Origin of the sequence: Isoptericola haloaureus, from assembly GCF_036689775.1 — a bacterium.
GTDB lineage: Bacteria > Actinomycetota > Actinomycetes > Actinomycetales > Cellulomonadaceae > Isoptericola > Isoptericola haloaureus.
Genome location: NZ_JBAGLP010000099.1, coordinates 146,277 through 158,616 on the forward strand (window position 1 = coordinate 146,277; position 12,340 = coordinate 158,616).

At 69.4% G+C, this 12,340-nt stretch carries 7 protein-coding genes; all 7 read right to left on the reverse strand.

Going from position 1 to position 12,340, the window contains the following annotated elements; genetic code table 11:
• Nucleotides 1-11 precede the first annotated feature (11 nt).
• Nucleotides 12-2,624 (reverse strand): DEAD/DEAH box helicase, encoded by a 2,613-nt coding sequence (locus V5O49_RS01760; protein ID WP_332900722.1) that lies wholly within the window; start codon nt 2,622-2,624, stop codon nt 12-14.
• Between the two features lie 3 nt (nt 2,625-2,627).
• Nucleotides 2,628-4,754, reverse strand: coding sequence for a site-specific DNA-methyltransferase (locus V5O49_RS01765; protein ID WP_332900723.1), 2,127 nt, complete (start codon nt 4,752-4,754; stop codon nt 2,628-2,630).
• A 108-nt stretch (nt 4,755-4,862) separates the two neighbouring features.
• Nucleotides 4,863-5,822, reverse strand: a complete 960-nt coding sequence (locus V5O49_RS01770; protein ID WP_332900764.1) for a TrmH family RNA methyltransferase — start codon at nt 5,820-5,822, stop codon at nt 4,863-4,865.
• Between the two features lie 180 nt (nt 5,823-6,002).
• On the reverse strand, nt 6,003-7,232 hold the full coding sequence (locus V5O49_RS01775; RefSeq protein WP_332900724.1) for an alpha/beta hydrolase: 1,230 nt from the start codon (nt 7,230-7,232) through the stop codon (nt 6,003-6,005).
• Nucleotides 7,233-7,261: 29 nt separating this feature from the next.
• A complete protein-coding gene (locus V5O49_RS01780) occupies nt 7,262-9,265 on the reverse strand; it encodes an ABC transporter ATP-binding protein (protein WP_332900725.1) in 2,004 nt (667 codons plus the stop codon).
• Nucleotides 9,262-11,013, reverse strand: coding sequence for an ABC transporter ATP-binding protein (locus V5O49_RS01785; protein WP_332900726.1), 1,752 nt, complete (start codon nt 11,011-11,013; stop codon nt 9,262-9,264). The genes V5O49_RS01780 and V5O49_RS01785 overlap by 4 nt, the downstream gene beginning before the upstream one ends.
• Before the next feature lie 116 nt (nt 11,014-11,129).
• Entirely contained in the window at nt 11,130-12,317 is a 1,188-nt protein-coding gene (locus V5O49_RS01790; RefSeq protein ID WP_332900727.1) for an SPFH domain-containing protein, read from the reverse strand.
• Nucleotides 12,318-12,340 lie beyond the last annotated feature (23 nt).

A 12,340-nucleotide genomic window follows, 5' to 3' on the forward strand; every position in this document is an offset into this window, starting at 1 on the left:
GTTGGCCTCCCTCAGATGCTTTCTGGAATGCTCGTGTACTTGGAGCCGTGGTCCGCGTACAGCTGCTTGATCGAGTCGCTGTCCGGTCGCGCTTCATATACCGCCCGGCGGATCTTGGCGCTCCTCAGGTCCAGGCCGATGAGGTCGCCGTCCTTCTCGACCCCGACGCCGATGATGCGGTCGAACCTGTCCCCGTGCTCGTCCGCGTACTCGGCCAGCGCCTTGAGCTTCGGGCCCGAGTCCCCCAGGTGCGCACCGTGGGGGTCGACGATCGACGGCAGCAGGCCGTCGTTGGTGCTGTGGACGAAGACGAAGTCCGGCTGCACAGATTTCCACGTCTCGCCGGACTTGTGCGCGATCCGCAGTGAGTTCTTCCCGGCGGACGAGGGGTTGCGGTACCAACCCTCGAGCGTGCCGGGGCTCTGCTCGTGCTTGATCGTCGCCCGCTCCCAGCGGTTCTTCGCCACCTTCAGCTCAAGCGGGTAGTCGCCGTCCGGGGTGGAGAGCAGGTGCTTCTTCTCGGTCGGCAGCGGGTTGCGATCGGTGTCGACCGAGTCGACCTGCTCGTCGGTCTTGATCTCGATGGGGACCTGCTCGGGCTCGCGAGCCATGTCCTCGATCGCTTCGTATGTGGGCCTGCGCGAATCGGGAAGGTTCGCGATCTCGCTGGCCTTCGTCGTCAGCCACAGGCGCGTCAGTGAGTCGGCCGCGTCCTCCACCGGCTTTTGCACCTCAGAGTCAATGAAGGCCAGTGCGGCGACGCGCGCTCGGATCGCGGTGATGTCGACGCTCGTCGGATCGCCGCCCTCGAACGCCTCGTTGATCGCCACCTGCATGTTGCGCCCGAGGTAGCGATTGACCACAGAGGCGGTGAGGACGCGCTTGAGGTGCCGCAGTGCGTCGTCGACCGTGGCCGCATCGGCGTCGCGGATGTCGGTCGAGTCGGTCGCCTCGTCCTTGCCCCGCTCGACCAGGATCCGGCGGATGTCCGCGGTCATGATCAGCTTGGCCTGGGCCTCGACGTCATCGGCATTGGCGTCAGTGATGCTGTCGAGGACCCCGAACATCGCCTCGTGTGCGAGACGATCCGCGTCCGCCACCAGTTCGTCCTGTGCCAGCGCCTGCGCCGCCTTCAGTATGCGCTTGATGGGGCGCGGGGCCACAGCCGGCTTCTGGTACGACGGGAGGGCCCGGACGAGCTGGAACACCTCGTCGACCACGTCGTGGTTGCGCCGCAGGGCGACCGGCTTGAGCATGACCTTGTTCACTGCTGCGCCGCGCACGCCCGACCGCGGCTCGCGCATGCCCATGATCTCCTCGGCGACGACCTTCGCCGTCTCCTTGTCGAAGCGCGGCAGGTAGCACGATGCGGCGTTGAGGCGCTCGACGCTGGTCTCCTGGGCCAGCGGCGTGCGGACCATGCGCCCAAGCAGCTGCGTGACATAGGTGTCATCGTGGGCAGGACGCAGCGAGACGAGGACCTCTGCGCGAGGGCAGTCCCAGCCGGTGGAGACCGCGTCCTTGGCCAGGAGCACACGGATGCGGTGGTCGTGCTCGACGTCCTGCGGCGCGACCTTCGGTATCTCGTACGCGCCCACCTCGACCGTCGCGCGGTCGCCGAGCACGTGGGCCACGCAGTCCGCAGGCATGTCCGGCCAGTGCTTGCGGATCGTCTCGAGGACGAGATGGATGGTCTCGTCCTCCTCGCGGCGGCCCTTCTCGGTGTCGCGCTCCCCCGCGCCCTTGTTCGGGATCTGCGCCACGAGGAGCGGCACGACCGGGTCGATGCCCTGCTCGTCGCAGTAGGCGTCCCACGTCCGGCAGACCTCTACGAAGTCGAGGGTCGCGTCACGGACCATGGTTGTCGAGAAGTCGCCGTCCTCGTCGGGGATGTCGAGGGTCAGCGCGTTCTTCAGCAGGCCGGAGTCCTGCACGTCCTGGGGGTGGATGACGACGTTCTTCTCCTTGGTGAACGCGTCCGCCCTGGCCATCGCCTCATCGAACCGCTTGACGGTCGCGGAGATGCCCCACACGATCGGCACAGCCGGGTTGACGCTGTTGCCGTTGATGATCTTCTGGACGATCGTCTGCTCGGTGCTCGTCTGCGCCTTCATGCCCTCGTGCGCCTCGTCGAGCACCATGTACAGGGTCTTGTCTTCGTCGGCGATCGTGTTGGCGAGGATCTCCCAGAACGTGAAGTGCCGGGTGTCGGTGTGCTTGACGAAGTCGGCCTTCTTGCCCAGCTTGTCAGGGTTGATGAAGTACACCGTCCCGGTGCTCAGCGACTCCTCGGAGTACGTCTTGTCGAGCAGCACCAGGTCGCCGGAGGGTATGCGATCGGCGCACTCGATGAAGCGGCTCTTCGTCTGCGCGTTGAGCGCCGGATCCTTCGACACCCACAGCACCACCGCGGACGGGTCGGGCTCGACGTCGAACTCGTCGCTACCGTGCAGCAGCGCCTCGATCACGGTTGCGGCGATCACCGTCTTACCCGAGCCTGTCGTCGACGACAGCGCGAACGCCGTCCGGCGCTCACGGTTGTGCCAGTCCTCCCGCGCATAGCCCAGTGTCGTAAGGATCGTGCCGACGGCGGTCGTCTGATAGTCCTTCAGCGTGAAGCGCATCCCTCAGGCCCTCCCTGTGTTGATCTGGAACGTGCGCAGGTAGGACTCGTAGAGCCGCACCGACTCCACCCCATCCGGCAGCTGGCCGGCGACGGCCTGGTACTGCGTCTCGTCGTCGGTCACGATGTAGGCGATTCGCAGCCCATCGGCTTTGTCCACGGCCGCGAGGAACGACCTTGAAGCGTCCATGTTGAACAGCACCGCGTAGGTGTCGGCGACGTCGAAGGTGTCAGTACGCGCGTCGACCCGTCGGCCCTCAGAGCCAGCGCGCATCCACAGCAGCGGCGCTATCCTCTCGAACGCCATGTCGAGTTCGACCAGAGCGGCGTTCTCGTACGTCAGTGTGAAGAACTCCACGTTCTCCGCGAAGCCGTCGGACATCGGAAACTCGTCGACGAACTTGTACTCGCCGTTGATCGGCTCGCCGGCCGGAGTCCTCCCCGTGACTGCCGCCTCGATGCGCGGCTTGGTGATGTAGTCACAGATCCCCAGCGCCTCCCAGTCCGGGTGGCCCGGCCGGAGCTTCTCCTTCACGAGCTTCTTCTGCTCGTCGGCGGAGACCTCGTTGTTCGTGACCGAAATCGAGCGACGGCTCCCGCCATCCTGCCTGTTGAGGCGCATAACGGCGTGCGCCGTGGTCCCGCTGCCGGAGAAGAAGTCGAGGATCAGCGCATCTAGCTTGTTCGAGACGAAGAACCGGAGCGCGTCTTCCACGGCGTAGAGCGACTTGGGGAATGGGAACTTCCGACCGGGTAGCAGCTTGCTGATGAGCCGACTACCGCTGTTGCCCGCGTCGTGGCTGGTGATGCGCCAGATGTCGGTGGGCAGAAACCGGGTCTCGTAAGACGAGGCGTCGGTGATCACCGACCCGTCGGCCCGATGCCCCGTCACCTGGAACTCGCCCCTGGCGACCTTCGCGCTCTCGCCCTGCTTCAGGTAGTAGACCGTCGTGCTTCCCTCTCGCCACCCGCCGAGGCGAGCGTGTCCCTTCGCGACGAGCCCCTTCAGCATCGTGGCGCTGACTCGCCACCGCCCTTCGGACCCGTCCTTGCGGATTGGCCACACGGCGACAGCGTCCTCCGGCGCTGCGACCTCCGTGCGGTCCTGCCCGTAGTAGGGCTCGCCGATGTCGACGAATACGGGCCCTTCGTCAGTGTTCCGGACGAAGACCGGGTAGAACTGGTTGACGCTGTCCGAGCGCGCCGAATCCGCCCCGCTCCTGATCAGACGGCTCCAGTAGAGGTCTTTCTTGTTGTCGGTCTTCACGGCATTCCACTCGGCATCGAGGACCTGCGGCTCGGGCCGAGAGACGCCGAGCTGGACGAAGAAGAGGTACTCGGCCGCCCGCGCGAACGTGCCCTTCCTCGTCGCGCCGGCGGAGTTGATCGAACTGCTGACCATCGTGATCCGTGCGTCCGGAAAGGTTTGTTCGAGGAGCAGCCCGAGGCGCAGGTACTCCTTCTCGTCGATGGTCACGATCAGCACGGAGTCGCGCGGATCAAGCAGTCGCCGGGCGATCCTCAGTCGCCGCTCCATGAAGGCGAGCCACTTGCTGTGCCGGTAAGAATCCTCGCCGTCGACGTAGTCGTTGTTGTATTTCCAGTCCCTCGCGCCCGAGTTGTACGGAGGATCGATGTAGATGCAGTCGACCTTGCCCTGGTAGGTGAACAGCATCGCCTCGAGAGCGTGGTAGTTCTCAGCGTTGATGACCGCATGGAACGGCTTGTCGCCACCGCGCTCCACCTTCCCGGTCGACACGAGGCCCGGGTAGATGGGGTCCCGGAAGTCCGCGACGAACACCAGGTCCTCGAGTGCTCGTGTGGCTTCCTCCTTGGACCTCGGGTCCAGCAGACTGGCGACGCGGCTGCTCTTCGGCCCGGAGATCCCGGTGACGATCCAGTTGGCTTTCGACTCGACCTCGATCTCGCCACGCGGCGGCAGGAAGCGCACCTTGTCGCCCACGGAAATCGATCGCCCGGTGAGGGCGACTGATTCCGGCGTGTGCCGTTCGAAATTGAGCCCGAACTGCCGCCGGCTCTGCAGCGCGTCGATGTGCCGGCGCAGCTCCTTGGCCGTGCCGGGATCGTTCGCCTCCACGCGCTCAAGGAGCGACCTCAGTTCATTGCTCACAGGCCTGTGTCCCTTCTCTCTGCTGTTGCCAATCCTGCCGTAGACCACTGACATTCCGTGGACGCGGCATGCTGGACGCTCTGACTGGCTACCTGTGTCGCCACCGAGCTACCTCGTCGCGTAGAACGCCACGGCCGCCGACGCCGCGACGTTCAACGAGTCCACACCGTGCATCATCGGGATCGTCACCCGTCGATCGAGCCGGCGATCAGCCTGTCGTGTCAAGCCGTGGCCTTCTGTCCCGAACACCAGCGCGAGGTGCGGGTGATCCTCCGCGACTAGCTCGTCGAGCGTGATCGCATCCTCCCCCAGTGTCATGCCGGCCACGATGTACCCGTGCTCCTTGATGAGGTCGATGTCCGCCGGCCAGGACTCGATGCGTGCCCAGGGGACCTGGAACACCGTCCCCATCGAGACGCGGATCGACCGGCGGTACAACGGGTCCGCGCAACTCGGGGTGACGAGGACGGCATCCACGCCGATCGCCGCGGCCGACCTAAACGCGGCTCCAAGATTCGTATGATCGACAATGTTCTCGAAGATCGCGATCCGCGAGCGGCGCTTCGTATTCGAGGCAGAACCATCGCCTCGGCACCCGAGACTGTCACCAGGAAATGCGATCCTGGGCTGCTCCTGATCACTGGACACGCCTGAGTTCAGCTCGAACGTATCGTCGACCTCACTTTTCGCTACCTTGCGCTGCCAAGGTCGGCTCGTATCCGAGGAGAGATCGCCGACCTTCGGTGGTTTGGAACCCCTCACGTTCGTGTGGTCGACGATGTCCTCCAGGACGGCGACCCGCCGCGCTCCCCCGCCGGCCCCGCGGCGGGACAGCAGCTCGCCGACGTCGGGCAGCGCCGGGCGGTGCATCGCCGCGAGAGCCCCGCGGTGCAGGTGGAACCCGGTGATCTCGCGCAGGACGACTTCGTCCGCGACGAAGACCGGCACGTCCGGATGGGCGGCGAGCACGTCGGCCATCGAGTCGAGCCACTTGTCGGCCATGAGGAAGGACCGCGGCCGGTGCCCGGCGGCCAGCGCCCGGCGGATGACGTTCGACGACTCGGCCATGAACAGGCCCTCGGCGGGCTCGCGGGCCGTGCGCAGCTTGATGTCGGTCAGGTCGGTGTAGTCCCGCAGCCGCGGGTCGGCCGGATCGGTCACGGGCACCACGGCGGCGGCGAGCTCGGCAGGCAGGTTCACCCGGCGATTCTCTCAGTCCTCGACCCGGCGGCCGGACGCCACGAGGGGTCAGCCCCCGGAGAACCACCGCAGCGTCAGCTCGCGCCAGGTCTGGGTCCCCACTCCCCCGGCTGCGGCGTCGAACACGTGCCCCGCCGCCGGCAGCTCGACGAGCTCGTGCTCCACGTCGTGGCGGGCCAGCACGCCCGCCAGGTCCTGCGCGCCGGCCGGCGGGACCAGGTGGTCCGCGGCGCCGAGCACCATCAGCGTCGGGGGCGCCCCGTCCCGGACGTGCTCGGCCGGCCACACGGCGGCGTAGCGCTCGGGCACCTCGCCGGGGGCTCCTCCGGTGTACCGCTCGGCCATCGACCGGGCGGCGTCCCCGACGACCGGGTCGTCGTTGTCGTGGAACGCGACCGGGTCCGCGACGGGGTACAGCGTGCTCACCGCGGCGACGCGCGGCAGCTCGCCGGAGCAGGCGGGCTCCAGGTCCCCGGCCCCGGCGCGGTAGGCCACGTCGAGGGCGACGTTCCCGCCGGCGGAGTCGCCGACGAGGTGGACCTCGGCCGGGTCGCCCCCGTGCTCGGCGGCGTGCTCACCCGCCCAGACCAGGGCGCAGGCGACCTGCGGCTCCACGACGTCCCACCGGTGGTCCTCGTCGTCCGACAGGGGGTAGTCGACGCTGATCGCCAGGAAACCCTGCTCGGCGAACCAGACGGCGTGCGACGCGGTGGTCGGCTGCAGCCGGTCCTCGGAGGTCCACCCGCCGCCGTGCACGAGGACCACGACGGGTGCCGGCGCCCCGTCCTGTCCCGTGCGGGGCAGCCAGACGGACAGCTCCTGCGGCTCCCCGTCGAGCTGCGCGTACTCGGCGTCGAGGTCGGCCGAGACGTCGCCCCGGACGAGGGTGAACAGCTCACCGATCCGCACGGCGACGCCGTGGTCCTGGGCGACGAGCAGCTGCTGGGTGACGACGGTGAAGGAGCAGACGGCCGTCGTGGCCCCGGCGACGAGCGCGACCACACGTGGCACGGACGGCCGGCGCAGCAGCGCGACGGTGCCGAGGACGAGCACGACGATGCCGGCCGCCACGAGCCAGACCGCCCAGGGCGAGACGGCGACGCCGGTGTGCCCGAGCCAGGGCACCTGCGGCACGAGGGCGCCGACCGAGAGCACGGCGAGCGGCAGGGCCACGGCGAGCAGCACGCCGACGAGGACGCTGCGCCGCGGCCGGGCGCCGGGATCCGGGCGAGCCGCGGACGCCGGCTCGGCGGCCGGCCGGGTGTCGGGTGCGGTCACGCGCACCACTGTGGCACGCCGTGCGGTGCTCACGCACCGGACCCGGCCGGGTCCTCGGTCATCGGCGCGGCGAACTGGCTCGCGTAGAGCCGGGCGTAGGCACCGTCGGCGGCGAGCAGCCCGTCGTGGTCGCCCTGCTCGACGATCCGCCCGTGCTCCATCACCACGATGAGGTCGGCCTCACGGATCGTGGAGAGCCGGTGGGCGATGACGAACGAGGTCCGCCCCGACCGCAGCGCGTTCATCGCCTCCTGCACCAGCACCTCGGTCCGGGTGTCCACCGAGCTCGTCGCCTCGTCCAGGACGAGGATGTCGGGGTCGGCGAGGAACGCCCGCGCGATCGTCAGCAGCTGCTTCTCGCCGGCGGAGAGCGACGCGCCGCCGTCGTCGAGGACGGTGTCGTACCCGTCGGGCAGCGTCCGCACGAACGGGTCGACGGAGGTGGCCCGGGCGGCCGCCAGGAACTCCTCCTCCGACACCTCGCGTCCGTCGCGCACCCCGTAGCGGATGTTCTCGGCGATGGTGCCGCCGAACAGCCAGGCGTCCTGCAGCACCATCCCGACGCGGGACCGCAGCCCGTCGCGCGTCATCGCGCGGGTGTCGACGCCGTCGAGCAGGATCCGGCCCCCGTCGATCTCGTAGAACCGCATGAGCAGGTTGACCAGCGTCGTCTTGCCGGCACCGGTCGGCCCGACGATCGCGATCGTCTGGCCGGGCTCGGCCACCAGGTCGAGGTGCTCGATGAGCTCCTCGTCGGGGGTGTAGGAGAACGACACGTCGTCGAACTCGACCCGGCCGCGCACGCGCTCCGGGTCGCGGGCCGGGACCGGGTCGGGATCCTGCTCGGGGGCGTCGAGCAGCGTGAAGACGCGCTCGGCCGAGGCGACGCCCGACTGCAGCAGGTTCATCATCGAGGCGATCTGGCTCAGCGGCTGGGTGAACTGGCGCGAGTACTGGATGAAGGCCTGCACGTCGCCGATGGAGAGCTGGCCGGAGGCGACCCGCAGCCCACCGATGACGGCCACCAGCACGTAGTTGAGGTTCGCGAGGAAGCCCATGGTCGGCTGGATCGTGCCCGAGATGAACTGCGAGCGCCGGGTGGCGTCGTGGACGGCCTCGTTCTCCCGGGCGAAGGTCGCGGCCGCGTCGGCCTGACGGCCGTACACCTTGACCAGGGCGTGGCCGGTGAACATCTCCTCGACGTGCGCGTTGAGCCGCCCGGTGGCGGCCCACTGCTCGATGAACTGCGGCTGCGACCGCTTGGCGATCGCCATGGTCAGCAGGATCGACAGCGGCACCGTGACGAGGGCGACCAGGGCCAGCACCCACGAGATCCAGAACATCATCGACAGCACGCCCACGACGGTCAGCAGCGCGGTGACGAGCTGGGCCAGCGTCTGCGTGGTCGTCTGGGCGACGTTGTCGATGTCGTTGGTGACCCGGGAGAGGATGTCGCCCTTGGCCTGCCGGTCGACATAGCTCAGCGGGATGCGGTGCAGCTTCGCCTCGACGTCGTCGCGCAGCCAGCGCACCGTGTTCTGCACCGCCACCGTCATCAGGCGCGACTGCCACCAGCCGAACACGAACGCCCCGACGTAGACCGCGACGACCGTGGCGAGGATCTGCGCGAGCCGCTCGACGTCGATCCCCTCGCCCGGCACGACGCCGCTCATCGCCGCGATCATGTCGGCCTGGTTCTCGTCGCCGGCGGCCCGGAGCGCCGCGACCGCCTCCGCGGTGGTGGTGCCCGGCGGCATCGTGCTGCCGAGGAGCCGGCCGACCACCCCGGTGAAGATGACGTCCGTCGCGTCGCCGAGGATCTTGGGGCCCAGCACCGTGAGCACGACCGAGACCGTCCCGCACGCGAGCAGCACGGCCACCCGCACCCGTTCGGGGCGCATGACGCCGGCGAACCGCCGCAGCGACCCGCCGAAGTCCAGCGGCTTGGCGGTGGGCACGCCCGCCGCGGCGCGCGGCCCGTGGCCGCCGGTCGGGGGTCCGGGCGGCGGCCGGTGGGAGGTCTGCTGGCTCATGCCGCCTCCTCCCTCGACATCTGGGAGGTGACGATCTCGGCGTACGTGGCGTTCTCGGCGAGCAGCTCGGCGTGGGTGCCCCGCCCGACGACCCGGCCGTGGTCGAGCACCAGGATCTGGTCGGCGTCGCGGATGGTGGCGACCCGCTGGGCGACGACGAGCACCGTGGCGCGGGCGGTGCGCGGGCGCAGCGCGGCCCGGAGCCGGGCGTCGGTCGCGTAGTCCAGGGCGGAGAACGAGTCGTCGAAGAGGTAGACGAGCGGACGGCGGATCACGGCCCGGGCGATCGCCAGGCGCTGACGCTGACCGCCGGAGAACGTCGTGCCGCCCTGGGCCACCGACGCCTCCAGGCCGTCGGGCAGGGCCTCGACGAAGCCGCGGGCCTGGGCCACCTCGAGCGCGTCCCACATCTCCGCCTCGGTGGCGTCGGCCTTGCCGTACCGCAGGTTGTCGGCGATCGTCCCGGAGAACAGGTAGGCCTGCTGCGGCACGAGCCCCAGCACGGACCCCAGGTCGGCCGTGGACAGGTCCCGCACGTCGGCGCCGTCGATCGTGACGCGGCCGGCGGTGACGTCGTACAGCCGGGGCACGAGGTTCAGCAGCGTCGTCTTGCCGGACCCGGTCGAGCCGATGATCGCGGTGGTCCGTCCCGGCTCCGCGACGAGGTCGACGTCCTGCAGCACCGGGTCGTCGGCCCCCGGGTAGCCGAACCGCACCCCCTCGAACGCGACGCGCCCCCTTGGCCCGGCGCCGTCGGACAGCTGGGCGAGACCGACCGGTGCGGCGGGCTCGACGACGGAGGTCTCGGTGGCCAGCACCTCACCGATGCGGCCCGCGGCGACGGAGGCCCGCGGCACCATCATCACCATCATCGTCGACATCATCACCGCCATGAGGATGAACATGATGTAGCTGAGGAAGGCGATGAGGGACCCGACCTGCAGCGACCCGTCGGCGACCTCGCCGGCGCCGAACCAGAGCACCGCCACCTGCGACAGGTTCATGATGAGCATGACCACCGGGAAGGCCAGCGCCATCAGCTTGCCGGCGCCGAGCGAGACGTCGTACAGCCGCGTGTTCGCCGCGGCGAAACGTTCCGCCTCGGCACGCTCGCGCACGAAGGCCCGCACCACGCGCAGGCCGGTGATCTGCTCGCGCAGGACACCGTTGATCGCGTCGATGCGCGTCTGCATCGCCCGGAAGTAGGGCACCATCCGCCACAGCAGCACGCCGAGCACGCCGCCGAGCACCGGGACCACGACGAGCAGGAGCAGCGACAGGCTGCCGTCCTCGCGCAGCGCCATGACGACGCCGCCGACCATCATGATCGGCGCCACGACCATGATGGTGAAGGTCATCAGCACCATCATCATGACCTGCTGGACGTCGTTGGTCGTCCGGGTGATCAGCGACGGCGCCCCGAACTGCCCGAGCTCGCGGGCCGAGTAACCCTGGACCGCGTCGAACAGGTCGCGCCGCAGGTCACGGCCGAACGCCGTCGCCGCCCGCGCCCCGAGGCCGATCGCCCCGATCGCGCAGACCACCTGTCCCAGCGAGACGAGGAGCATCACTCCCCCGACCTCGAGGATGTAGCCGGTGTCCCCCTGGACGACGCCCTGGTCGACGATGTCGGCGTTGAGCGACGGCAGGTACAGCGTCGCCAGGGTCTGCGCGAGCTGCAGCACCAGCAGCACGACGACGGCACCGAGGTAGGGGCGCAGGTAGCGCCGGACGAGCGTGACGAGCATCAGGACTCCTGGGTCCGGGTCGGCGGTGCTCCCTCAGCGTGGACGGCGCGAGCCCCGCCGTCCACCGCAGGACGACGGGGCTCGGGCGGGACCACGGCGAGGTCGGCGCCGTCAGGTCACTGCTGGGGCGTGGTCGGCGGCTCGTCGTCGCCGACCGTCCGCGGCCGCGGCGACGGGGGCGCCGTCGGCGGCTGCTCGCCGGCGGGACGCTGCCCGCGCTCGACCGACGGGTCGAACGGCGACCCGGAACGGGTGCCGGAGCTCGTGGCGTCGGCCGTGGCCGCCTCGGCCTGGCGGCGCGCCTCGGCGAGCGCCTCGCCCGGGTCCTGCAGCCCCGACTGCCCCAGCGCGGAGGACAGCGCCGCTCCGGCGCCGCCGTCGTCCTCGTCGTCGCCGGGCTCGGTGGGGATGCCCGGGGTGCCCGGCGTCCCGCCGAAGCCCTTGGCGATGGAGCCCAGGGCGGCGGTGAACTCGGTCGGCACGACCCACAGCTTGGACGAGCTGCCGTTGGCGATCTCGGGGAGCATCTGCAGGTACTGGTAGGCCAGCAGCTTCGGGTCGGGGTTGCCCTGGTGGATCGCCTCGAAGACCTGGAGGATGGCCCGCGCCTCACCCTCGGCCTGCAGGATCGCCGACTGCGCGTCACCCTCGGCCCGCAGGATCTGGGACTGCTTCTCACCCTCGGCCGTGAGGATCTGCGACTGCTTGACACCCTCGGCGGTGAGGATGGCGGCGCGGCGGTCGCGCTCGGCGCGCATCTGCTGCTCCATCGCGCCCTGCACGGAGGCCGGCGGCTCGATGGACTTCAGCTCGACACGGTTGACGCGGACGCCCCAGCGGCCCGTCGCCTCGTCGAGGACCCCGCGGAGCTGGCCGTTGATCTGGTCACGGCTGGTCAGCGTCTGCTCGAGGTCCATGGACCCGACGACGTTACGCAGCGTGGTGACGGTGAGCTGCTCGATACCGGTGATGTAGTTCGAGATCTCGTAGACCGCGGACTTGGGCTCGGTGACCTGGAAGTAGATGACGGTGTCGATCTCGACCACGAGGTTGTCCGAGGTGATCACCGGCTGCGGCGGGAACGAGACGACCTGCTCGCGCAGGTCGACGCCGGCCCGCACCTTGTCGATGAACGGCACCAGCCAGTGCAGGCCGGGGTCGAAGGTCTTCTGGTAGCGGCCGAGGCGCTCGATGATCAGCGCGGTGGCCTGGGGCACGACGCGGACCATCTTGAACAGCGCCGTGATCACGAAGATCACGAACGCGAGCAGGACGACCCAGCCGATGATGGTGGCGAGTTCCACGAAGCACTCTTTCCGTTGTGGGT

What these genes read in the sequence shown, in the direction of transcription:
- V5O49_RS01780 (WP_332900725.1), bottom strand. Translation starts at nt 9,265, where the DNA reads ATGAGCCAGCAGACCTCCCACCGGCCGCCGCCCGGACCCCCGACCGGC.
- V5O49_RS01770 (WP_332900764.1), bottom strand. Translation starts at nt 5,822, where the DNA reads ATGGCCGAGTCGTCGAACGTCATCCGCCGGGCGCTGGCCGCCGGGCAC.
- V5O49_RS01760 (WP_332900722.1), bottom strand. Translation starts at nt 2,624, where the DNA reads ATGCGCTTCACGCTGAAGGACTATCAGACGACCGCCGTCGGCACGATC.
- V5O49_RS01785 (WP_332900726.1), bottom strand. Translation starts at nt 11,013, where the DNA reads ATGCTCGTCACGCTCGTCCGGCGCTACCTGCGCCCCTACCTCGGTGCC.